This window comes from Haloferula helveola (assembly GCF_037076345.1).
Lineage (GTDB): Bacteria > Verrucomicrobiota > Verrucomicrobiia > Verrucomicrobiales > Akkermansiaceae > Haloferula > Haloferula helveola.
On sequence record NZ_AP024702.1, the window covers coordinates 4571365 to 4594014 of the forward strand.

The window sequence follows — 22650 nt, forward strand, 5'->3', positions numbered from 1 at the left end:
TGGATCCGTGTTCTGCCGCCGGTGCTCCTCTGTGCCGGGCTGTGGGGGAGTGCCTTTCCTGCGATCAAGACCGTCTACGGACTCTGGGAGGAAGCGGGGATTGACGCGGGTCCGATCGAGTTCTGGTGGTTCGCCGGAGTCCGCTTCGTGCTCGCGGGAACTTTGCTTCTCATTGTGGCCAAGCGGCCCGTCAGGGAGTTCCGCGCGACTCCGAAACTCAGGTTGTTGGGATTTTCCCTCACCCAGACTTTCGGGCAGTATCTGTTCTTCTATCTCGCGATCGCCGTTGCCAGTGGAAGCCTTACCGGGTTGCTGACCGCCACCGGCAGTTTTTGGTGGATGGTCCTCGCGCCGCTGATGGCGGGAGCACCCCGGCCCAGTGGGATGCAATGGGTTGCGATCGCGATCGGTGGGGTCGGAGTCACCCTTGCCACCGCAGCGCCCGGTGCCGGGGCGGGTCAACCGGTTCTCGGGGCCACTCTGATGGTATTGGCCACGGGGCTGGGAGCGGTCGGGCTGATCCAGTTCGGGCGAATGCGGGAGACCATCGGCGCCCGCGCGGCGACGGGGTATTCGCTACTTGGTGGAGGGCTCTTACTATTGATCGCAGGAGCGCCCGCTTTCGTCGAAGCGGGGAGGTTGATGACACCGGGAGTGATGCTCCTGACTCTCTGGTTGGCGGTGGTCTCCGCCTCAGCCTTCGGGCTATGGAACCATCTGTCGACGAAGCATCCTGTACCGTTGCTTGCGGGTTACCGCTTCCTCATCCCGCTCGCCGGCATGACGGAGTCCCTCCTCCTGCTGGAGGGGGAGTCTGCGGGTTGGGGATTGCTGGCCGGAGCCGCTCTCGTGGTCGGATCTCTCGTGATGGCTCAGAGGGTCCGGTGAGATAGGAGCTGCAGCGATTCAACGACGTCTGTTGAATCGGTCGCGGAAGTCGGTCGGATCGAAACGCCGACGCTCCGGTTCTTCCTGTTTTGCCTGCTCAACGGCAAGGATCGAATACTCCTCGGTGACTTCGCTGCCGACTTCCTTGTCACCCTGCATGCAGACGACTTTCCACTCCTCGAGGGATTCTTCGGTCTTGCTGCCGCCCCACTCGTACTCGCTCAAGACAATCTTCCCGAGGTCAACGGTGACCTTCTCGTTCGGCTTCATGGCCGGAAGTTCAACGGCAGCCAGTTCGTGACGGCGCACGGTCTCCGAACGCTCGCCCTCGCGCACGACGAGTGCGATTCCGCTCAGTTTGACGTCTTCGAGTTGGGATCTGCTGCTGTTTCGGATCTCAACCCGGAGCGTAACGGTCTTTTCGGACCTGTCACCGAACCGACCGTTGCGATCGTGATCGGCGGTGAGCGTCTGCTGTTTGACCGAGATCGAGACCAGCGGTTTGGCGGTCTCGATCGCGGTGCAGGGCAGCGCGGCGGCGATGGCGGAAAGCGCGAGGGCAGAGAACGTTCTCATGCCAACACAAACCCGTGACCCTGCGGGGAGTTGCGCACGAAGTCGCTTCGGCTCGGGCTAGAGGTCGGGAACAAGGTCGCGAAGCTCTTCCTCGTTCAGGATCTTCACCTCGAGTTTCTCCGCCTTATCCCGTTTCGATCCTCCTCCATCGCCGGCGACGAGGTAGTCGGTGTTCTTCGACACGCTCCCGCTGACCTTCGCCCCTTTCGACTCAAGCAGGCGCTTCATCTCATCGCGTCCCATGCTGAGCGTGCCGGTGATCACGATCGTCTTGCCGGCAAGCGGCATGTCGGACGTATCGGCCTTGCCGGGTTCGGGGAGGTGGTTGCCGGATACGGGCTCCAGGCCGAGCTCGTCGATGCGTTTGAGCACGTGTGAACCGGCATCCGATTCGAAAAACGCGAGCACGCTCTCGGCGGCAACGGGGCCGACGTCGGGGCTTACCTGATAGGGGGCGAGTTGATCGGCAAGTTCGGTGATCCGTTCCTTCAGCCGATCGTGTTCCTGTTGGCGGTGTTCCTTTTCTTCGTCGTTCGCCGGAGGATGGTCCTTGTTGCGCGGCGAAACCGCCTTGCGCTCCTCCTCAAGTTTCGCGGACTCCCTCAGAGCCATCAGGATCGGAGAGGAGGCGAGTTCGGGCAGGGTCCGATGAAGTCTGGAAAGCTCTTTTGACGCGGATTCTCCGACATGGCGGATGCCCATCGCGAATAGCCAGCGGTCGAGAGGCTTGCTCCGGGCGCGCTCCAGGGCGGCCATCACCTTGACCGCATTCTTCTCGCCGAAGCGGCGGGGTTCGTCGTCGCTGCCCAGATTGAGGTTGGCCAGTTGCTCCTCGGACAGGGCGAAGAGATCGAGCGGTGCTGAGCAAAGTTCCCGGGAAACCAATGCTTCGGCGACCGTTTCGCCGACACCGTCGATATCAAGGGCCTTGCGCGAGGCGAACTGCTTGATCTTCGAGACCGCCTGAGCCGGACACTCGAAGTTCCCGCAGCGCCATGCGACGAATCCCTCCTCTTTGGCGATCGGTCCGCCGCACGACGGGCACTTGCCGCCGACGTGATCGAACAGCGAGAAGGATTTCGAGTCCGGCGGCCTTTTGCCGTCGATGACCTTGACGACCGCGGGGATGATCTCGCCCGCCTTTTCGATCAGGACGGTGTCCCCGATCCGCACGTCCTTGCGCTGGATTTCCTCCTCGTTGTGAAGGGTGGCACGCGAAACGGTGGTTCCGGAAACGAGCACCGGTTCCAGCTCCGCGACCGGCGTGAGGACTCCGGTTCTGCCGACCTGGACGGTGACCGCCTTGAGGAGGGTTTCCTTCTGCTCGGGCCGGAATTTGTAGGCCGCCGCCCACCGTGGCGCGCGGGACCGGAAACCCAATGTACGACGCTCCTCGTAACTGGAGACCTTCACCACCGCGCCGTCGGTTCCGTAATCGAGGTCATGGCGTTCACGATCGATCCGGCCGATCGCTTCGAGGAGCTTGTCGAGATCGGTCGCGTGAATCAGGGGTTCGTTGCGCGGGATCCGAAGTTTCTCCAGCAAGGCCGCGAACCCGTCCTCGGTCGCGAGTTCCGGTCCCTCGTAGGCGCCGAGGCCATGGGCGAGGAAGGCAAGAGGGCGCTCAGCGACCTTCTTGGGATCCAGTTGCTTCAGGGTTCCTGCGGTCGCGTTACGCGGATTGGCGAAAGTCGGCAGGCCCTGCTCGTCGCGTTCGGCGTTCATCGCGGCGAAGGCCTCGTTCGGCATGAAGATCTCGCCCCGGACTTCCAGAAGCTCAGGAGCTTCGCCGGGCAGCTCCAGCGGGACGCTGCGGATGGTCCGGACGTTGTGAGTGATGTCGTCGCCGGTCTCTCCGTCGCCCCGGGTCGCCGCATAGTCGAGAGTGCCGTGGCGGTAGACCAGGGAGACTGCGACGCCGTCGATTTTCGGCTCCACGGTCACGTCGATATCGTCGCGTCCCAGGTTCTTGCGGAGTCGTTGGTAGAACTCGATGAGCTCAGACTCCGGCGTATCGGTGGTTTCCGGGTCGAGTTCGAACACATCGTCGATCGAAAGCATCGGCACGAGGTGCTTCACCTGCGTGAATCCTTCGATCGGATCGCCGCCAACCCTCTGGGTCGGTGAGTTCGGATCCGCGAGTTCCGGGTGGGCTTCCTCAAGTTTTTCGAGCTCCCGGAACAGCTTGTCGTAGTCCGCGTCGGAAATCTCCGGCGTCGCCCGGTTGTAGTAGAGCTCGTCGTGGCGCCGGATCTCCGCGCGGAGCGCGTCGATTTTCTCGCTTGCCGGCGACTGGGAGAAGAGGTCGTCCATGGGATCTGGGGGATTCTTGCCGGGGAACTCCGTGCTGCCAAGGCCCGCGCGGCTCAGATCGATCAGTCGATCTTGCTGCCGCGATCGAGCGGCCAGATGATGCGCCGGGGCGTGTGGGTGATGTTTTCCGCCGGGACGGTTCCGAAGTAGCGGCTGTCGAGACTGTTCTCGAAGTTATCGCCCAGCATGAAGAACTCGTCCGGAGGAACGGTCAGGGGGTAGCTGGGTGCCAAAGTCAGGAACGGTGGTGGCAGCCGGCTGCGATCCGGCGGGATGGAGTGAAGGTCTTCCGGCGAAAGCGCTGCTTGGCCGTTGACGACAAGGTGGCCGTCGATGACTTCGATCCGGTCACCGGGAATCGCCACGATCCGCTGGACATACCACGAGGACGGATCGTGCGGCGGGTGGAAGATCACCGCTTCTCCCCGTTCGAACCCGTCGGCAGCGCGGTAGGTCCGGGTCGCGATGATCGAGTCGCCGCTCTGAACCGTTGGCGCCATGCCCCCTGTGGGAATGTTGAAGACTTTGACGGTTCCGGTCAGCACGAGGGCCAGAAGGATCAGGGTCAGGGCGATGGACACGATCGCCAGCTTCGGAAAGCGCCGCTTCTCGGAGGTGCTCATTTCAGGAAGCGCCGGAAGGGTTGGAATACGAAGCTGCCCAGTAACGCTCCGATGATGTCGGCGGCGAGGTCATAGGGGTCGTTTCCTTGCCGGCCGGGAACGAAACTCTGGTGAAACTCGTCAAGGATTCCGACGAGGGTCAGGGCGACGACGGAAACCACGATGCGCTTCCGTGCGGGTGCGTCCGGGTGGCGCAGGAAAAGTCCGGCCGAAAGCAATCCGGCGCCCCCGAAGAAGTAGCCGATGTGCAGAATCTTGTCCGACGAACGGAACTGGAGCGTTTCCGGGAAGTCGGGAACCCCCGATGAGAGCCACCATAGAACGCCGAACCAGACCGCGAACGCGCCGAACCACGGGGCGGGCCTGCGCAAGGCGTTCATCGGGGTGCTGCGAAACCCGGGAGGCTGGGGAAACTCACTGCTTCCGAAGCTCGTCCTCGAGCCGCTCGGCCAGCCACTGCTTCATCATCGACTGGTAGTTGAGGAAGCGGGTGCGCGCGATCCGCTTGATCCGCGAGAGCATGCGGGGATCGAAGCGCAGGGTGATGGTCGTCGATTCCCTCGAATCGGGCTGGTGGATCGATCCGGCCATGAGGCGGCCGTCGAGTTCATGCTCCAGCCAGAACTTCGCCTCGGCCTCTTCGTCCTCGAACTCGGGAATCTCTTCCCACTGGGTGATGGTCTTCATGCTGGAGATTATTTGAACTCGGCGTACTTGCGTTCGTAGAACCGCTGCTCCGCCTCGGTCGCCTCGCGGGCGGCGATGATCCGGGCGGTCTTGCCGTCGGTCCAGAAGCACAGGAACAGGAGCCGGTCGGCGACGGTGCGTCCGATCGCGTAGAAGCGCGATTCCGCATCCGATGAGTCGCTGTCCGGGATGAAGCGGATGGCGAACGGGTCTTCAAGGGTCTCTTCGAGCTCTCGCGGCTTGATGTCCTTGAGGTCGAAGTAGACGTCGATGAGGTCGAGTTCCATGTGTGCGAGGAGAGGGAATACCGAAAGGTCCCGGGGGGGAAGCGGTTTCTCCGCCCGGATTCGTGCGGGTTTTCCCCTAACCGCGGTTGTCGTTGCCGGGGAAGTCGGGGTTGGTCGGCTCGCGTGGCGGGGTCGGCGGGTTGCGGGGCTGGCGGACGTCCCGTTGCTTGCCTCCACCGCGGACTCCGGGACCGGAAATGACGTCGCGGGTCGGCAGCAGGGTGCCGTCACGCTTGGCCTGCTTCTGCTGCTCGACGGTCTTGGCGATCGCGATCTGGGCGGCCTGCGGGAGCGGGCCGAAGACCTTGTCACCTGCGAGCTGGGAGGTGGCGAGGAGTTTGGCGAGATCGACCGTGACCGGCTGCGGGATGACGCGGGCATTCGGGTGCATCACGATCATCTGTCCGGCCGGAACGAGCACCGGATTCTTCTGTCCCTTGATTAAAAGCTTCTGGGTGCCCTCGAGGGTCAGGAGTTTGACCCATTCGCCGGGGCTGTACTCGAACATCGAGGTCGTGCCGGTGATCGCAGCGGTGACGGTCGCGGTGCGGATCGTCGCGCCGCCCGCGCTCTTGGGAACCTGCAGCAGAACCGAGCCTTGCTGGAGCTCGACGTCGCGGCTGCCGTCGCGGAATCGGAACACCGAATTCTGTCCGAGCCGGGTGATCGTGTTGTCCTGGAAGGCGAGCTCGGCCCGCGACTTGCGACCGGTGGTGAGCGAGTTCGCACCGCGGATCGTCTCGCCAATCGATGCGGCTCTGGGAGACTTCGAGTTCGTGTAGACCTTCACGTCGTTGACCGCCTGGGTGACCTTTGCCGACTGCAGGGTGTCCGCCGCGGCGGATCCTATCAGCAGAAGGAGAACGGGGATGGCTTTCATGTCGGATCAGAAGCTGAGGTTGAGGCCGATCCCGACGCCCGCGGTCCAGGCTTCGAAATCGTTGGCACCGAGGGGAGTGTTGGAATCGTTGTTGCTATAGAAGACGTGGCTGTAGGCCGTCGCATTCGAACTGAAACGCCAGGCAAGCTCGAGGCCGACCGTATGGTTCCAGTCCTCCCGGCCGAGGTTGTCGAAGTCCCAGTAGGCGCCGCGCCACGAGGCGGTCGCGCCGAGGTCGTCGCGGATCCACCACGTGTAGCTCAGCTCGGCCGCGTACTCGATCCGTTCGAGGCGTTCCGGATTGGCGTCGAGGTCGTAGGCGATGCTGATCCCGCCCGCCAGTTGGTGGCGCGAGCGGACGAAAAGATCCTTCTGCAGCCCGGCGCGGATTCTTTGCGCGGAGTAATCGGTCTCCGACCAGCTGCCGGTGGTCAGGCGTTGGTATTCGTAGCGCGCGTAGAGCAGGGTGTCATCGATATCGACCAGCGTCTTCACCACTCCGGCGTGGGTTTGGAAGCTCTCGAAATCGAGCGCGTTGCCGTTGTCGAAGCGGTAGAACTCCTGAACCACCCCGAGATCGGCGAACCAACCGCTGCCGAGAAGCGGTCGCCAGTCGGCACCGACGAGCCCGGACACATACCATGATCCGTCCTCCAGCGCACGGGTGGGCGCAGGGGCGTTGTCGGTGTAGTTGACGTCGAAGTAGCCGAAGGCGCGGATCGGCGGAGGCCCGTCATAAGTGCCGAGGATCTGCTGCACGCCGAAATCGGAATCGGCCGGGGAAAAGGGGACGCGAACCGGGTTCTCGGCCGCGACCCCCGGGACGAACTCGCCGGGGTCGTATTCGGGAGAGCGCGAACCGAGGAACGCCGACGAGTCGGACAGGATGTCGCCCGGCGCGGCCAGACAGGTGAGGAAGAGGATCAAGCCGGGGGCTTTCATCGAGGAGCGAATGTGTTAGTTCACGGTAGCCTATGGAACGGGGGATTGCATGACAAGCAAGTCATCGGTGAGACGCTGGAACGCGCTCGTCCTGGCGTTGGCCGGGGTTGCGTTCGTCTGGCTGGCCTTGTGGGCATTCCCCCCGGGCAGGAGCCTGACCGAAAGGGTGGACCGGATGGTGTCCGACGAGTTGCTGCGGATCACGGGCGGGCCTGCGGAGCGCGAGGATCTGGTGCTGCTAGGGATCGATGAAGCGAGTCTGACGCTTCCCGGTATCACCGAGGAGGAGCTTGCCGGAAGCGAGGCGCTGCAGGCCATGAGCGAACGGTTTCCGTGGGACCGAAAGGTCTGGGCCGAAGCAATCAACCGGCTGGGTGATGCGGGGGCGCGGCTGATCGTTGTCGATCTGGTTTTCAGCAACCCCAGCGATCCGGAGTCGGATGCGGCGCTGGTCGAGGAAATCGAACGGCACTCGGACCGGGTCGTGCTGACCTCGCTTTTCGCTCCGGTCGGGGCCGGGAAAGAGGGCCGGGAAATCTTCACTCTGGTGGAGCCGGCCGAGGCGTTTCTTGATGCCGGAGGCGAAGTGGGATTCGTGAATTTCCCGATCGATCCATGGGATGGAATTGCCCGCCGTGCGCGCTATCGGTCAACGCTCGGCGCGGAGAATGGCGAGGTGCTGGAAGGTGAACCGGAGCGATTCTCGTTGGCGGCGCGAATGGTCGAGGCCCTTGGAGGCGCGGTGCCGGACGGCGATCAGGAGCTGCGCTTCGCCACGACCGCCGAGAGAGGCGGAACCGGCGTCTACGCTCCTGCAAGTCTGTATGGCATCTTCGTCGATGCGATTTGGGAACGGAACTACGACGGGGGTCGATTCTTTCGCGACAAGGTGGTCGTGCTCGGGCCGACGGCCTCGCGTTTTCAGGACATTCATCCGACGCCGGTGGGTCCTCTGAGCGGCCCCCAGCTGCACATGCAGGCAGCAGCCTGCGGATTGGCCGGGGCGTTTGTCCGGCCGTTCGGATCGCCGTCGTGGATGCTACTCGCCGCCGGAGCGGTCTCGGCGCTCTGGGCAAGTTCGATGCGGCGCGGGTTGCTCGCGTTGCTGGGTGTGATCGGTCTGGTCTGTCTGCTGGCGGCCGTTTCGGTCCTGGGGCTCGCGATGGGCTCGGTGCGGATTCCGGTCGCCGGGGCGGTCGTTTCCGTGATCGCGGCCGGGGTGGCGGCGCAGAGCTATCATCTGATCCGCGAGCGGCTTGAGAAACGTCGTCTCCGGCACCAGTTCCGGCGATTTGTTTCCAGAGACGTGGCGGATCGATTGGTCGACGATCCGGAAGAATGGCAGCGCGTCGCCGCCGGCGGCATGCGGCGGGTGGTGGTGCTCTTCTCGGACGTGCGCGGATTCACCGAACGCTCGGAGCGTTCCGATCCGGCTTCGTTGGTTCGGCAGTTGAACGAGTACCTGACGGCGATGGTCGGCGTCGTGTTCCGGAACGGAGGAACGCTCGACAAGTTCATCGGCGACGCCGTGATGGCACACTGGGGAGCTCTTGAGTCGGGCGATACCGCGACCTTCGCGAGGGCGGCGCTGAAGACTGCCCGCGAAATGGAGGGCGAGTTGGAGCGATTGAATCGCGAATGGGAAACGGCCGGTCTCGAACCGCTCAAGATCGGGATTGGCATGCACGTGGGCGAGGTGATCGCGGGCGAGCTTGGGTCACCGGAACGTATCGAGTTCGGCGTCATCGGTGATGCGGTGAACCTGGCCTCCCGGTTCGAGGGGCTGACCAAACACGTGGGTGCGACCGTGGTCTACTCGGCGGAGCTCCGTGAGACCGCCGGTGAGGAGGGAGGAATCCCGCTGGGTCTCGTCCGCGTGAAAGGCCGACGCGAGGCGCTCGAGTTGTTTGCCGAAGGCGACGCTTCGAATATCTCCCGGTCGCTCGAAGCGATGGCACCGGGTGAAGACGGCGTGCGGACGCTGGACGAGAAGTGAACGCTCGGGCCGATCAGGGGGTCCACGCGATCCACGGACAATTCGTCGTGATCATCACCGCGTAAGCGATCTTGCAGGCGACGTGCAGGAACTGGTCGGTCTTGAAACCGGTCCAGCCTTCGCACTTGGCGAAGTCAATGACCCAATGGAGCACAAACTCGAGAAGGCCGAGTGCGACCGATCCCGTGATGAGCCATACAGCGCCGGCGTGGATGAGCGAATGGGCGCCGAGCGCGTAGATCCAGATGCCTTTCGGCGCCGGGCTTTCTCCGAAGAATTTGCTGAGTTCGGCGTGGCGGTTCTTCGCCACCGCGAGGAACTCACCCTGCAGGGCGAAGTCGGCGACCGCATGGCCGATCAGCAGCGCGAAAAAGGCAACGACGAATCCTGATGACGCATCGACTGCGGCAACGATGGAGAGTGGATCCATCGTCAGGACCAGAAGCTTTGGAAGGCGGCCTCGGCTTCGCGGGTCGCGAGTTTTTCGTTCATCCGGCGGAGGCGCTTGCTCATTTCCGCAAGGATGCCGGTCAGCAGTCGCGCCGCGGCTTCGGGATAGGCCGAAGTGAATTGTTCGAGGTCGTCACGGTTGGCTTTCCACACTTGGGAAAACTCCTTGGCGGTTACGGAGGCCGAGGCGGTCGACGGGTCGAAAAGGTTCACCTCGCCGAGTGTTTCGCCGCCGCAGACGCGGGCCACGAGCGTGCGCTTTTCCTTGGTGTCGGTGTGGACGTGCAGGGTTCCGGAAATGATGAAGTAGAGGGAGTCCTGTTCCTTGCCCTCCGTGATGAGGAGTTGCTCCGGGTGGACGGGCAGGAACTCACCATAGTCGCCGAGCAGTCGGCGGTCGTCTTCATCGAGGCCGGACATGATGCCGGTCGCTGGGATTTCCGGGCGGTCGAAGGATTCGCTCATGATGCCCGGACCATGAATGGACCTCCGGATGGCGGAAAGCCAAAAGCGGGCCAGTTCAGGCGGGTGCTCCGGCCTTGCCTCGGAAGTAGTCGAGGGTGTCCGCGAGGGCGTCCTCCAGGTCGTGGCGGGGCTGCCATCCGGCGCCCAGCAGACGGTCCGCGCTGGCGCGGGAGTGACGGACGTCACCCGGGCGCTCGGGCGCGTGAACGACCTTCGATGCCGATCCCGCCGCCTCGATGATCTTCGAGGCGAGGTCGTTGATCGTGATCTGCCCGCCGTAGCCGGCGTTGAAGACTCCGGTGACGCCGGGTGTCTCGGCGGCGAAGGAAAGGGCGCCGACGATGTCCTTCACAAAGATGAAGTCACGTGTCTGGCCACCGTCGCCGAACACGGTGATGTCTTCACCGGCCAGTGCCTTCTCGATGAAGATCGGGACCGCGGCGGCGTAGGCGCCTTGCGGGTCCTGCCTCGGACCGAACACGTTGAAGAAACGGATCGCGGCGGCTTCGAGTCCGCGTTCCCGCTGATAGAGGTCGAGGTAGTACTCGCCGTCGAGCTTGGTCACCGCATACGGGCTCTTCGGCTCGGGCAGCATGGTCTCGAGTTTGGGAACCGTCGGGTTGTCGCCGTAGACGGCGGCTGACGATGCGAACACGAGCTTGCGGGCACCGGTTGCCGCGGCCGCATCGAGCACGTTGAGGAGGCCCTTGACGTTGATGTCGACGCACTCGCCCGGCATTTCCATCGACTCCGGCACGCTGACCAGAGCGGCCATGTGGAAGACGAGATCGACACCTTCCGCAGCCTCGCGGACGGCATCGGGATCGGTGATCGATCCTTCGATGAACCGGTGCTCCAGTCCGTCGAGATTGCGGCTGTAGCCCGTGCGGAGATTGTCCAGCACGCGGATTTCGTCCGCTTTCCCTTGGTAGTGTTCGACGATGTGGGAGCCGATGAAGCCGGCTCCGCCAGTGACGAGAATCTTCATGAAACGTATCGGGCCGGTCAGACCATGTTGGCGACCTTGCCGGAGACAGTCTGGACCATGTCCTCCATCTGCGGAAGCTTGGCTTCGATCGCTTTCAGGAACGCGAACTGGGCGCGGCAGCGGTCGAGGTTGTGACCCGGGCGCTTGGTCTTGAAGTAGACATCGCCCTCGAGGAAGTCGGTCAGGAATCGGATGCCGCACTCAAGCGTCAGCAGCTTGCCGGAGAATGCGAGATGGTCGACTTCGGTCTGGTTGAGGAAGCTCGAAGCGGAACTCAGATAGCCGCGCAGCAGCGCCTCGAAGCGGTCGAGTCGAAGCCCGATCCGCGAAACATCCACCTCGTCCTCACGGGTCGTCGGGCAGGCGGTCCGCACCATGTCGCCGAAGTCGTAGAGCACCGAGCCGGGCATCGTGGTGTCCAGGTCGATCACGCACACGCCTTCCGATGTCACATCGTCGAGCAGCACGTTGTTGAGCTTGGTGTCGTTGTGGGTCACCCGTTCCGGCACTTCGCCACTCTCGATCAGATCGGTCACGCGGCGCGTGTCGTCCTCGCGGGCGAAGGCAACCTCGATCTCCGCCTTGGCCGCCTCCCGACGCTGGGGGTCGGCTTTGGCGATCGCCTGTTCGAGTGCTTCGAGGCGCTTCGGGGTGTGGTGGAAATTCGGGATCGTTTCGAGGAGTCGCTCGCCGGGCAGGTCGGCCGCCAGCTTCTGGAATTCTCCGAATGCCTTGGCCGCCTCTTCGGCCTGCTTCTCGGACTGGATTTCATCGTAGCCGCGGGCGCGCTCGATGAAGGGATAGGTGCGCCAGCAGTTGCCTTCGGGGTCGATCGCCCAAGCGTGGCCGTCGACCGAGGGAATCGTCGTCAGAGTGCGGCGTCGCGCTTCGGGGTGGCCTTGTTCGACGAGCCGCTCGAGCGCGTGCCGGGTGACCCGCTCGATGTTCCGCATCAGGGCCACCGGGTCCTTGAAGACCTTGTGGTTGATCCTTTGGTGGATGTAGCGGATGCGATGGCCCGCAAGATCATACCACGCGCAGTAGGTGTCGTTGATGTGGCCCGAGCCGTAAGGGTAGGCGTGGACGAAATCGGCCCTCATGTCGAACAGAGGAGCGATGCGGCTCAGATCGTGCATGGGTCCAAGATTGGCTCTAAGGCGCCTCATTTACAGAAAAAAATGATTAATGGTTCCGGATTTTGCGGCACCGATCTTGCGGTTTTGCGGCGGCCGGGGCGTGAATTGGTTTGAACTGGCTCGCGCGACATCCAAGTTTGGGGCCGTGTTTGCCCGGGGGGTTCGAGATCTGGTCAAGAAGCAGTGGGTTCGGATCGTTGACGAACTGAAGCTGTCCGGCGGCTTGCCGGTGCCGGAACTCCAGCGGCGGCTGGGCGGCAGCTACATGGGGATCAAGGACCAGTGCGAGGCCTTGCGGAAACGCGGCTATCTCGAAACCTGGCGGATTCCGCGGAAGGGGATCGGTCGTCCGGAAATCATGTATCGGCTGACCGAGAAAGCGTCCTGCCTGTTCCCGGATGCCGGCGGCGGCCTGTCGGTCGCCTTGCTCGACGCGGCCCGGCATCTGTTCGGTGATACCGCACCCGAGCGGATGCTGCTGCAGCACTTCCAGAAGCTTCGCGAAGACTGGCAGCCGAAGATTTCGAAAGCCAAGTCGCTGGTGGAAAAAGCCACCCTGCTGTCGGCGCTGCGCGAGAAGGAAGGATGCTTCGGGCGCTGCAAGTATGACCCGGACCAAGGATTCCGGATCGAGGAATACCACCACCCGCTGCAGCCGATTTTCGATCTCTACCCGAATGCCATCCAGTTCGAGCTCCGGATGATGGAGGAATTGCTGGGGTCGAAGGTGATTCGTCGAGAGGTTCCGGGAGGTAGGGGCGGTCCGGCTCGGGTCGACTACGAGGTCGCGACTCTCGGCGTGAGAGCGGATTGAGAGGAATGAATAAACGATCAGGTTGCGGTGTCGTAGCTGCAACCCCACCATTGATCGTTATGAAAACGCCTCTGTTCCTTCTGCCGGCCCTCTTTCTCGTTTCCTGCGAGCCGCCCGCCGAGAAAGGTGCGGATCCCCGAAAGCAGCAGGAATTGGAGCAACTTGAGGCGGCGAAGGCGGCAGCCGAGGCCGAGCGACTGAAGCTGGAAGAAGAGACCGCGCGTCTCGCCGCCGAGCGGGATGCCTTGGAGCAGCGACTCAGGGACGAACGCGAAGCGAGAGAAAGGGCCGAGCTCGAGGCGCGGGAACAGGAGGCCGCCGAGGCGATGGCGGAGGCCGAACGCAGGCAGCAGGAGCTGGCGCTGCGCGAGGCGGAACTCCGCGATCAGGAAATGAGGGTGGTGGATCGCGAGACCGATGTCGCCAATCGGGAGGCGGAACTGAGCGATCGCGAAATGGAACTCGCGGGTCGCGAGGTGATCGATGACTGGACGGATCCGGAGCCGGAGGAGTTCCGCCAGCCGGTCGCCGACTACGGACTTTTCTATGACGGCCTCGATAGCCACGGAAGCTGGTTCGACACCCCGGATTACGGCTACATTTTCCAGCCGACGGTGGTCGTTCAGGATCGCTCGTGGCGGCCATACACCCACGGACGCTGGATCTGCACCAACCTCGGGTGGACGTGGGCGTCGGACGAACCCTTCGGTTGGGCGACCTATCACTACGGTCGATGGGTATTGCTGGCCGGTCGCGGCTGGTGCTGGGTGCCTGGAGGCGAGTGGGCGCCCGCGTGGGTGGCCTGGCGTCACGGCGGTGGCCACGTCGGATGGGCTCCCTTGCCGCCGGAAACGCTCTGCGCGACCGGTCGGGGTTGGGGTGTCAGTGTCGAAGTCGACTTCGGCATCGGCGACGATTGGTTTTGCTACGTGATGGAACGCCACATGGCGGAGCCGATCTGGAAGCACTGCTTGCCGGCCGGTCGGAACTTTGCGCTCCGGCGGGTGTCGGATCCGTGCACGAATCTTCACTACGCGGGGAAACGTCTTGTCGTGGGAGGTCCGTCGTATCGCGACATACTGCCGAAAGTGAAGGTGCCGTGGCCGGTGCGCCAGCTGGACTGCGATCCTCTGGTCGGTCTGGGTTCGGCGGCCAACCGTCGCGGACGGGAAGTCGGAAACCGCTGGAAGGTTTTCACTCCGAATCTCGATGCTCCGTGGAATCCGGGAGTCCGTCCGGGTCATCTCGCGGGCAAGTTCGACAGGGTCGAGGTCGTGCGGGGCCCCGGAGGTGTGGCCTCGCAATGGGCCGACAAGTACCGCGAGATGCGCCAGAACCAGCAGGTCGCGGTCAAGTCGTGGGCGGCAAAGGTCAAGGAGCAGCGCGCGACCAAACTGGAGGAGAACCGGCAGGAGGTTGCGGTGGCGCAGAAGCGATGGGAGCCGACCCGCAAGCCGGCGCGTAAGCCATCCGGGAAGCCCTCGATGCAGGTGCCGGTCGGTGGCAAGCCGGCCAAGCCATCGAACCAGCCGGTCGGGAAGCCGGATCTGCCGCCCGGGGTTCGTCCGATGACTTCGCAGGAGAAGTTGCTTGAGACGATCCGCGAGCGGCAACGCCAGCAGAAGCCGGGCGGAGTGACCCGCAACGAGCCGAAGGAGCCGGAGGTCGCGCCGTCGGTGCCGGTAAAGCCTGAGCAACCGAAGCCCGTGGAGCGGACCCGGCCGATGACGCCTCAGGAGAAGCTGGCAGAGGCGCTTCGGGAACGGAATCGCACGGCCCGCGACACCACGGTTGGCAAAGGAGGCTCCACGAATGACGCAGCCGAGAAGGCGAGGATGGAGCGCGAACGCCAGGCGGCGGAAGCGGCCGAACAGGCGAAGAACGAGGAAAAGAAACGGGCTACCGCGGCCGAGCGGATGCGCGAGGCCCAGCAGAAGCTTCGTGACCAACAGGAGGCGATGCGTCGGGCTGCCGCAGAGCGGGCCGAACAGCAGAAGCGTCGTGCCGAGGAACAACGCCAGGCGAATGAGGCGCAGAAGCGTGCCGCCGAGCAGGAGGCCGCCCGCCGTCGTGCGGCCGAGGAAGCAGCAAAGCAGCGGGACGAGATGGCGAAGCGCCAGCAGGAAGCCGCCGAGCAGCGGGCCCGCGAGGAACGGGCACGCCAGGAGGAGGCGAACCGCCGGGCGCAGGAGGAAGCAAGCCGTCGCGCGCAGGAAGAGGCGAATCGCCGGGCACAGGAAGAGCGGTCTCGCAAGGCCGAGGAGCAACGGAACCGCCAGCAGGAACGGATGCGTGAAGCTCAGGAGAAGATGCGTGAGGCGCAGGAGCGGATGCGCGAGAAGCTGAAGCGCAACAAGTGACCGCGCCTGGCCTTCGCGTGCTTGTCAAAGCCCGCGGGCTGGCCTGAGGTGTCGCGCATGAGACCCCAGGTTGGTGATCCGGCTCCCGAGTTCGAGGCATCCGTCGTTTCGGCAGACGGCGGGACCGGCACGGTTCGGCTGGCCGACCTCCGCGGCAAGCGGGTGGTGCTCGTGTTCTATCCGAAAGACGCGACGCCCGGCTGCACGACCCAGGCGTGTGGGATGAGGGACGGTTGGCAGACGCTCGAAGACAAGGCGGAGATCTTCGGGGTGAGTGTCGATGACGAGAACAGTCACCGGAAGTTCATCGAGAAGCAGCTGCTGCCGTATCCGCTCATCGCCGATACCGATCACGCGATCGTCGAGGCTTATGGAGTATGGGTCGAGAAGTCGATGTACGGACGGACGTTCATGGGGACCGAAAGAACGACCTTCGTCATCGGTGCCGACGGAAGGATCGAGGCCGTGCTGGCCAAGGTGAAGCCGAAGGAGCACCTCGCCAAGCTTGCCGAGATCCTCGCCGACTGATCTCCGGTCAGCGCCCCGGGTACGAGAAACGCCGTAGCACGTCTTTGCGGAGCTTCAGTGACGCGGTCATCAGCGGGTGAAGCGGGCAGGGGATCTCGACATTTTCCGCCCGGTCCCACACCGAGCTTTCGCTTGGAACGATGACGGCGTCCATCGGGGTCCGATAGGAAACCAGCGGGATGTCGCCGAGGCGTGACTGACCGAGTTGGAGGTCACGGAGGAACACGCTGCCCGGCCGCATTTCGGCGGCTCCGCGGCCATAGTGGAACTTCGCCATCTCCGTGCCGTGGTGGGGGGTCGAAATCGTGATGAACGACTCGCAGCGCCCGGCGCCGCCGAGGTCCTGCAGATAGTGTCGGCTCACGAGGCCGCCCATGCTGAAAGCGATCAGCACGAAGGATTCATCGGGGCCGAACGCTTTGCGGATCTCCGTGTCCAGTTGCTTTGCCATCGGCTCGAGTCCGTCGCGTCCGTCGGCCGGTTTGAGGCTCGGAACCAGGCATTCGACGCCGCGGGACTCAAGGTCGTGCCGTAGGAAGCCGAAGCACCGGCCTTCACCTTGCCAGATCCCGTGGACCAAGACGGCACGGGTCATCCGCGGAGCCGGTTCGGCGGCGGAAACGGTGGTGATGCCGGCGAGGAGAGCAAAGAGACTGCGGAACATGGCGGGAGAGCGTAGAAATCTCGACATCGAACAAGGGGCTAGCCCGGAGGCCACTCGAGCGGGCGTCCGGCCAGCAGGTGCACGTGCAGGTGAGGGACGGCTTCACCGCCGTCGCGGCCGTTGTTGATCACGAGACGGAAGCCGTTTTCCGCGAAGCCTTCGTCTCGGGCGACCTTCGACGCGATCAGCAGGAGGTGCCCGAGAACCGCCTCGTCGTCCGCGGACGCTTCGGCAACCCGAGGGATCGGCTTGCGGGGAATCACGAGGTAGTGGATCGGCGCCTGTGGGGAGATGTCCTTGAAGCAGATGCAGCGGTCGTCCTCGTGAACGATCGTTGCGGGGATCTCGCGGTCGCAGATTTTTTCGAAGAGCGTCTTTTCAGGCATCGGTTCAGCCGGCGGATGTCGGGAGCTTGGCACGCGAATCCGGGCGTCGCAAGCGGAGCTACTCGATCCTCTCGTTCTCGACGCGCATCCTCAGGGGGCGCGGGAGGTCGCGGTGATCCCGATGGTGGTTGTAGAGAAATCCGCGGATGTCGGTCAGCAGGCGCTCGGACTCGTCATCCCAACTGTCCGACTGCCGGAGCAGCGCCACGCATTCGCGCAGGTGGGTGAAGTGGATTTCCTCGGCGCCGGCATCGCGGAGATCGCGCAACTCGCTCCGGAGATACTCGAAGAATGCGAGTTCGAAGCCATTGCCTGCGGTGCGGGCGGCGTGCTCGAGCGACAGCGTGACCGGCGGGGCCAGCGGTTCGAGTTTCGAGGCGATCGGGGAGCAGCCGATCTTTTCGAGCATCATGCGGACCCGTTCGAAGAGGGTCGGGAGCGGGAGCAGTTCGAGGCTGCAGCGGGTTTCCAGATACTCCTCGATTCCCTGACGGATCTCGTCGAGGAAGGGGAAGTCCTGCCGTTCGGCGGCGGCGGCGGCGCGTTCGAGGGCGTCGCCGAGCCAGCGCGTGTCGTAGTCGTGGACCTGGTAGTTGCCGACCTGGATGGCCGGCCGGTTGCCGATCAGTGCGATCACGGGGTTCTTTGAGGGGGCGCGGTATGGGGCGGGGGAGATGCGTTCACGGGGGCGGTGGAAAGTGTCAGTCCTTGAACAGGCGGCGCTGCATCGGGTCACGGGCGGCGCGGGTCTCGAGCGCCTGGATCTCGCGGATGAATTCGCCGACGTCCTCGAACTGCCGGTAGACGGAGACGTAGCGGACGTAGGCGACCGGATCGATCTGGTGCAGCTTGTCCATCACCTTGGCGCCGATGTTCGACGAGGGGACCTCGGTGACGTGGTCGCGGTGCAGTTCGGAAAGGATTTCTTCGACGGCGCGGTCGATGCGCTCCATCGAGACCGGCCGTTTCTCGCAGGCCTTGATCAGGCCGTTGCGCAGCTTCTCGCGGTTGATCGCCTCGCGGGCTCCGTCCCGCTTCACCACCCGGAGCTCGGTCCGCTCGATCTGCTCGTAGGTCGTGTAGCGGTAGCCGCACGCGGCGCACTCGCGGCGACGGCGGATCGTCGTGCCGTCCTTCGACATCCGGGAGTCGAGGACCTTGTCCTTGTAGGAGGCACATTGAACGCATCGCATGGAAAAAACCGATGCAAGTCAGTCTATTCCGCGATCTAGTAGGGTCAACGTAGAAAAGGTGCCATATTTGGTGGTTCACCCCGATTGTTAAGGGGCGTGAAACGGTCTTTTTGAGATCCGTCGGGTCGACCCGGCAGCGTGGCAAGACCGGTTCAAAAACTCGGGTGTCAGCTCCCGTCGAACTTCCCGAGGCGTTGCGAAAAAGCGGAGAAAGTCCGTCATTTCTCGCCGCAAAGCGGGCCCGGTGCCTCAGGTGGCCGGCCTCAGCGGCGGCACTTCACCAGCAGCGACTCAAGGAAGCGGGTGATCTGGTGCAAGGCGGCGGTGTACTCGTTGTCGGGCAGGATCGCGAGGTCGTCGCGACACTGGTCGAGCATTCCGATGGCCGTATCGACCGCCGATTCGATGGCTCCCTCGTATTCGGCGATGCCGACGAGCACGGTCAGGTCGAGCGGCTCCTGCTCGATGATCCGCTTGTTGAGCTTGGTGCGCTGGCTTTCGGATGCCGACTCGAGGAGGTTGAGGATCGGCAGCGTCAGCTTGCCTTTCTCGAGGTCGGTCCGGAGCGTCTTGCCGACGCTGTCCTCGCTGCCGACGATGTCGAGGCAGTCGTCGTAGATTTGGTAGACCGTGCCGAGGCGCATGCCGTAGTCGAAAAGCTTGGCTTCGGTCGCCTCGTCCGCACCGGTCAAGGCGGCCGAGATGCCGGTGGCCGCGGCGAACAGAGCGCCGGTCTTCATCTCAATGATCCGGTAGTAGTCGGCCTTGGTCAGGCTGAGGTCGAAGCGTCGCTGGGTCTGGACGATTTCACCTTCACAGACCTCGCGCGACGCCCGCCCGACCTTGCGGCAGATCGAGATGTCGTCGAACTCCGTCGCGAGTGCCAAGGCGTGCGAAAACAGCGCATCCCCCAGCAGGACCGATAGACCGTTGCCCCACTTGGCGTTCGCGGTCGGGACCATCCGGCGGGTAACGGCACCATCGATGATGTCATCGTGCACGAGGGTCGCCATGTGGATCAACTCAAGCACGACACCGATCTTCCGCTGCGCCCCACCCGTCTGGCCGAGCGCGCCGCCCGCGAGGATCGCGAGAGCCGGCCGGATGCGCTTGCCGGACGTGTTGCACACGTAGCTGACGTAGGGCTCGACCGCCGGGTCGAAGGCACGGACCTGCTCGCGGATCGCGGTCTCGACCATCTCGAGGTGCGGTCGCACCAAATCGAAGGGAAAACGATCGCTGGTGGTCAGAAAGGAGGTGGGATTCGCCATGTCAACCGGGAGCGGCGCCAAAATTCCACAGGAGCGCGCCGCCCGCAACACCCGAGTCCCGGATCATGGGAAAGATCGCGTTTCGATGCCGGGTAGTTCGGGGATGACCAAGGTTTCTCTAACGGTTTCCGCCGCATCGCTGTTTTGGCTGGGTTTCCATGGGCCGGGCATGGCCGACGGGTTCGGCGTCAAGCCGGACAATCCCCAACTCCCGGGGGTGCCATGGGTGGTGCACGACGGCACCCGGCCGCAGCCGGTCAAGGTCGAGACCAAGGGAGCGGTGGTGGTTCCCGCTCCGGCGGACGCTAAGGTGCTCTTTGGCGGCAAAGAGACGTCGGCTTGGAACGGAGAGTGGAAGGTCGAGGACGGCGTGCTGTTCGCCTCTCCGGGGAACCTCGTGACCAAAGACGAGTTCGGTCCGATCCAGTTGCATCTCGAGTGGAGAATCCCCGCCGGACGCAAGGTCGATGGCCAGAAGGGCGGGAATAGCGGCATTTTCCTCATGGGGCGTTACGAGATCCAGGTGCTCGAGAGTCACGAGAACAAGACCTATCCTGATGGTCAGGCGGGAGCGATGTACGGCCAGTATCCGCCGCTGGTAAACGCCAGCGCACCGCAGGGAGAGTGGCAGAGCTACGACATCACTTTCACGCCTCCGGTTTACGGAGACGACGGCCTCAGCGAGCCTGCTCGGGTCACGGTCGTCCACAACGGTGTCGTCGTGCAGAATGCACAAGCTTACCTCGGTCCGACCCAGCACAAGAAGCTGGCGAGTTATCCGAAGACCCATCCGGCGAAGGGGCCGCTGCGTCTGCAATGGCATAACGATCCCATCGAGTTCCGCAACATCTGGGTCCGGGAATTGGGCGAGCGGGACGCCGGAGCGGAGTAAAACCGGCACCGCTGGCCGGCGTTCGGAAAATACGCAGGAATTGGAATTGCCCGTGCTTCAAACCGGTCGCTAGTGTGCCGTCACGTATGAAAACATCCCGCTTGTGGGCGCTCGCCCTCCCCCTCCACCTGCTTTTTTACGCTTCTTGCGAGAAAACCGAACCGGTTGTCGAGAAGGCCGGCGAGTCGGTCAAGGAGGCGGCCGGCGAGGTCGCTGAAGTCATTGAGAAAGCCGTCGATCCGACTCCTGCGCTGAGCGCCGAGGAGCGGGCGAAGATGCTCGGTTTCGCCAGCCACCTTTCGGCGGATTCCGACACATTCATGGCGATTTACGACGGCGTCGGCATGGTGGACGGCCTCCGCAAGCTCAAGATCTGGGAGTTCATCCGCGAGACCGCGAAGGAAGAGGAGGGCTTCGATCCCGAGGAGGCGATCGGCGAAGGTGCGGGCGAGGTTCGGCCGTTCCTCGGAGAGGAGTTCTTCCTGGCAACCGGTGATGGCTCGGCCGAGCAGTTCGACTCGATGCAGAAACTGCAGAACCGGATGAGCTACTACCAATTCCGGATTCTCTCCAATGCCTTCGCCAAGGGTGCGGCGGAAGGGGATCTAGAGGGTGCGATGTCCGATATCGATGACGAGGCCTGGCTGATGGAATTCGCCAAGGACATCGGTCAATACATGCCGATCGTGGAGTCGGTCCAGGTGCCTCCGGTCATGGCCGGTCTGAAGATTAGCGACGCCGAGGCGATGGGCATGGCGGAGGAGCAGGTCCGTTCGTTCCTCGCGATGGCGGGTGATGGGGCCGAGCCGCTCGAATTCGAGAAGGCGGGGGCCAAGTTCTCCGGAAGCCTGTTCAAGGGCGAGATGCTCGCCGAGGAACTCGAGGGCGGCCGCGAGGAAATGGACGGAATGCTCGGCAAGGAGAACGTCGACAAGATCGTCGCCGCGCTGAAGGAAAAGAACCTCGTCCTCGCCGCAGGCAAGATGGGTGACTACCTGCTGGTTTATATCGGCGGCAGTGCCGAGGCCTGTCCGCTGGCGGACGATCTCTCAGGTTCGCTAGCCGCAAGCGACGCCGTCTCGTTCATCGACGGATTTGGCGGCAAAAAGGTCCACGGTGTCTTCTACGGCTCCGAGGGATTGCTCAAGAGTTCCGCCACGGCTGGCCTCAAGCCGATCGCCGAAGGCTGCCGCGACGGTCTGAAAGGTGTCGACGGATTCGGCGACACCCGCGAGATCGCGGCACTGCTGGATATGGTGGGTGAGCGCGAAGCCGAACTTCTGGCCATGTATGATCCGGCAAGCATCGGTGGTGTGATCAGCGTCGACGAGGGCGTGAAGTTCGACATCATCGGCGGCGGCGACCAAGGCGCCATTGATTACGGCGCCAAGCACCAGCTCGCCGCCCTCGGCGAAGGCGAGAACGTCCTGCTTTTCGCCGACTGGGTGTCGGACGCCGACTACAGCGAGAAGGCGGCGGGTCTCGTCGAATTGCTGGCGGAGACCGCCTACGCGGTGACCGGTCATCTCGCCCGGCTCGATGTCGAGAGCGACGAACTCATGGAACTCAAGGGTGGTTACCAGATGTTCGACGGAATGTTCCGCGAGGATCTCCTGAAGCTCTGGGCAGCGCTGAGCACAATGAACAACGGCCTCGGAGAGGAGAGTGCGATCGTGGTCGATCTCAATGCGGAGTTCCCGCCGATCCCGAACGTCCCCAAGGGCGTGGTCGAGGAAGGTCGCTTCATCCGGGCGTCGTACGTGGCGCCGGTCAAGGATCGCAGCAAGCTCAAGGAGTCATGGGCCGCGGTCGACGAATCGGTGCGGGCGATCCTCGCGACGGTCAAAGAGATGGAAGGTCCCGAGCTCCACATGCTGAAGCCGACCAATTCCGAGAAGGATGACCTCGTGACCTGGTATTTCGACGCCTTCGCGTTTTCCGACGACGTCAAACCGTCCGTTACGGTGAGTGACGAGTGGTTTGCCGCCTCGACTTCCAAGACACAGGCCCTCGACCTCGTTGGCAAGGCCGGCGCGGACGGTCCGGCACGGCAGGGATCGTGGATGAAGCTCGATCTCGATGTGCTTCGTGCCTACCTCGACGAAGCTGTGAAACTGGTCGACAAGAACGGTGAGGAAATCATTCCCGATCCGGATGCGCTGGCCGAGTTCCGCGAGCAGCTTCCCCGTGTGGCCAAAGGCTTGGCCGCCGCCGAGCAGTTCGAGGCGGTCACTTTCCACGACCGCATGGAGAACGGTTCCCGTCGCATGACGCTGCACGTGAAAGTCCGCTGATTCGCCAAAGATTGGCC

General features: G+C 63.7%; 24 protein-coding genes. 7 read left to right on the forward strand and 17 right to left on the reverse strand.

The window, feature by feature from the left end; all coding sequences use genetic code 11:
• The first annotated feature begins 21 nt into the window (after positions 1–21).
• On the forward strand, positions 22–888 hold the full coding sequence (locus HAHE_RS17205; RefSeq protein WP_338686162.1) for a DMT family transporter: 867 nt from the start codon (positions 22–24) through the stop codon (positions 886–888).
• 18 nt (positions 889–906) lie between these two features.
• Here the strand turns inward: HAHE_RS17205 and HAHE_RS17210 are convergent, their stop codons facing one another.
• The 8 genes from HAHE_RS17210 to HAHE_RS17245 all read right to left on the reverse strand — a co-directional run bounded on the left by HAHE_RS17210 (position 907) and on the right by HAHE_RS17245 (position 7196).
• On the reverse strand, positions 907–1464 hold the full coding sequence (locus tag HAHE_RS17210) for a hypothetical protein (protein WP_338686164.1): 558 nt from the start codon (positions 1462–1464) through the stop codon (positions 907–909).
• A 57-nt stretch (positions 1465–1521) separates the two neighbouring features.
• Positions 1522–3777, reverse strand: coding sequence for an NAD-dependent DNA ligase LigA (gene ligA, locus HAHE_RS17215; protein ID WP_338686166.1), 2256 nt, complete (start codon positions 3775–3777; stop codon positions 1522–1524).
• 62 nt (positions 3778–3839) lie between these two features.
• Positions 3840–4400: a signal peptidase I gene (gene lepB, locus HAHE_RS17220; protein WP_338686168.1), complete on the reverse strand. Its 561-nt coding sequence runs from the start codon at positions 4398–4400 to the stop codon at positions 3840–3842.
• Positions 4397–4780: a VanZ family protein gene (locus HAHE_RS17225; RefSeq protein ID WP_338686170.1), complete on the reverse strand. Its 384-nt coding sequence runs from the start codon at positions 4778–4780 to the stop codon at positions 4397–4399. Before HAHE_RS17225 ends, lepB begins: the two co-directional genes overlap by 4 nt.
• Before the next feature lie 34 nt (positions 4781–4814).
• Positions 4815–5087, reverse strand: coding sequence for a CopG family antitoxin (locus HAHE_RS17230; RefSeq protein WP_338686172.1), 273 nt, complete (start codon positions 5085–5087; stop codon positions 4815–4817).
• 8 nt (positions 5088–5095) lie between these two features.
• Positions 5096–5374 (reverse strand): BrnT family toxin, encoded by a 279-nt coding sequence (locus tag HAHE_RS17235; RefSeq protein WP_338686173.1) that lies wholly within the window; start codon positions 5372–5374, stop codon positions 5096–5098.
• A gap of 76 nt (positions 5375–5450) precedes the next feature.
• Entirely contained in the window at positions 5451–6254 is an 804-nt protein-coding gene (locus HAHE_RS17240; RefSeq protein ID WP_338686174.1) for a FecR family protein, read from the reverse strand.
• A 6-nt stretch (positions 6255–6260) separates the two neighbouring features.
• The gene (locus tag HAHE_RS17245; protein WP_338686176.1) at positions 6261–7196 is read right to left on the reverse strand and encodes a hypothetical protein; all 936 of its coding nucleotides are present in this window, start codon (positions 7194–7196) and stop codon (positions 6261–6263) included.
• Between the two features lie 67 nt (positions 7197–7263).
• Here HAHE_RS17245 and HAHE_RS17250 point away from each other — a divergent pair, with 67 nt between their 5' ends.
• Complete coding sequence (locus HAHE_RS17250) at positions 7264–9192, forward strand: adenylate/guanylate cyclase domain-containing protein (protein WP_338686177.1); 1929 nt, start codon at positions 7264–7266, stop codon at positions 9190–9192.
• Positions 9193–9205: 13 nt separating this feature from the next.
• Here HAHE_RS17250 and HAHE_RS17255 read toward each other — a convergent pair whose 3' ends face one another.
• The 4 genes from HAHE_RS17255 to HAHE_RS17270 are packed head-to-tail and all read right to left on the reverse strand — an operon-like array spanning position 9206 to position 12231.
• Positions 9206–9622, reverse strand: a complete 417-nt coding sequence (locus HAHE_RS17255) for a DUF3307 domain-containing protein (RefSeq protein WP_338686179.1) — start codon at positions 9620–9622, stop codon at positions 9206–9208.
• A gap of 2 nt (positions 9623–9624) precedes the next feature.
• Positions 9625–10107: a cyclic nucleotide-binding domain-containing protein gene (locus HAHE_RS17260; protein ID WP_338686181.1), complete on the reverse strand. Its 483-nt coding sequence runs from the start codon at positions 10105–10107 to the stop codon at positions 9625–9627.
• Between the two features lie 55 nt (positions 10108–10162).
• Positions 10163–11095, reverse strand: coding sequence for an NAD-dependent epimerase/dehydratase family protein (locus tag HAHE_RS17265; RefSeq protein ID WP_338686183.1), 933 nt, complete (start codon positions 11093–11095; stop codon positions 10163–10165).
• Between the two features lie 17 nt (positions 11096–11112).
• A complete protein-coding gene (locus HAHE_RS17270) occupies positions 11113–12231 on the reverse strand; it encodes an aminoglycoside phosphotransferase family protein (protein ID WP_338686185.1) in 1119 nt (372 codons plus the stop codon).
• Between the two features lie 145 nt (positions 12232–12376).
• Here HAHE_RS17270 and HAHE_RS17275 point away from each other — a divergent pair, with 145 nt between their 5' ends.
• Genes HAHE_RS17275 through HAHE_RS17285 form a run of 3 tightly spaced genes read left to right on the forward strand, consistent with a single transcriptional unit; the run spans position 12377 to position 15933 of the window.
• Positions 12377–13045, forward strand: a complete 669-nt coding sequence (locus HAHE_RS17275) for a hypothetical protein (protein WP_338686187.1) — start codon at positions 12377–12379, stop codon at positions 13043–13045.
• A gap of 59 nt (positions 13046–13104) precedes the next feature.
• Positions 13105–15405, forward strand: coding sequence for a DUF6600 domain-containing protein (locus HAHE_RS17280; RefSeq protein ID WP_338686189.1), 2301 nt, complete (start codon positions 13105–13107; stop codon positions 15403–15405).
• A 57-nt stretch (positions 15406–15462) separates the two neighbouring features.
• Positions 15463–15933: a peroxiredoxin gene (locus tag HAHE_RS17285; protein WP_338686190.1), complete on the forward strand. Its 471-nt coding sequence runs from the start codon at positions 15463–15465 to the stop codon at positions 15931–15933.
• 7 nt (positions 15934–15940) lie between these two features.
• Here HAHE_RS17285 and HAHE_RS17290 read toward each other — a convergent pair whose 3' ends face one another.
• The 5 genes from HAHE_RS17290 to HAHE_RS17310 all read right to left on the reverse strand — a co-directional run bounded on the left by HAHE_RS17290 (position 15941) and on the right by HAHE_RS17310 (position 19447).
• Positions 15941–16597: an esterase/lipase family protein gene (locus HAHE_RS17290; RefSeq protein WP_338686192.1), complete on the reverse strand. Its 657-nt coding sequence runs from the start codon at positions 16595–16597 to the stop codon at positions 15941–15943.
• Positions 16598–16635: 38 nt separating this feature from the next.
• The gene (locus tag HAHE_RS17295) at positions 16636–16983 is read right to left on the reverse strand and encodes a histidine triad nucleotide-binding protein (RefSeq protein ID WP_338686194.1); all 348 of its coding nucleotides are present in this window, start codon (positions 16981–16983) and stop codon (positions 16636–16638) included.
• Positions 16984–17041: 58 nt separating this feature from the next.
• Positions 17042–17620, reverse strand: coding sequence for a hypothetical protein (locus tag HAHE_RS17300; protein WP_338686195.1), 579 nt, complete (start codon positions 17618–17620; stop codon positions 17042–17044).
• Between the two features lie 64 nt (positions 17621–17684).
• On the reverse strand, positions 17685–18176 hold the full coding sequence (gene nrdR / locus HAHE_RS17305) for a transcriptional regulator NrdR (protein WP_338686196.1): 492 nt from the start codon (positions 18174–18176) through the stop codon (positions 17685–17687).
• Between the two features lie 263 nt (positions 18177–18439).
• Entirely contained in the window at positions 18440–19447 is a 1008-nt protein-coding gene (locus HAHE_RS17310; RefSeq protein ID WP_338686198.1) for a polyprenyl synthetase family protein, read from the reverse strand.
• Positions 19448–19616: 169 nt separating this feature from the next.
• On the opposite strand from HAHE_RS17310, the gene HAHE_RS17315 reads away from it, so the two are divergent.
• Both HAHE_RS17315 and HAHE_RS17320 read left to right on the forward strand, forming a co-directional pair.
• The gene (locus tag HAHE_RS17315) at positions 19617–20339 is read left to right on the forward strand and encodes a DUF1080 domain-containing protein (protein WP_338686200.1); all 723 of its coding nucleotides are present in this window, start codon (positions 19617–19619) and stop codon (positions 20337–20339) included.
• Between the two features lie 86 nt (positions 20340–20425).
• Positions 20426–22633, forward strand: a complete 2208-nt coding sequence (locus HAHE_RS17320; protein WP_338686201.1) for a hypothetical protein — start codon at positions 20426–20428, stop codon at positions 22631–22633.
• Positions 22634–22650 lie beyond the last annotated feature (17 nt).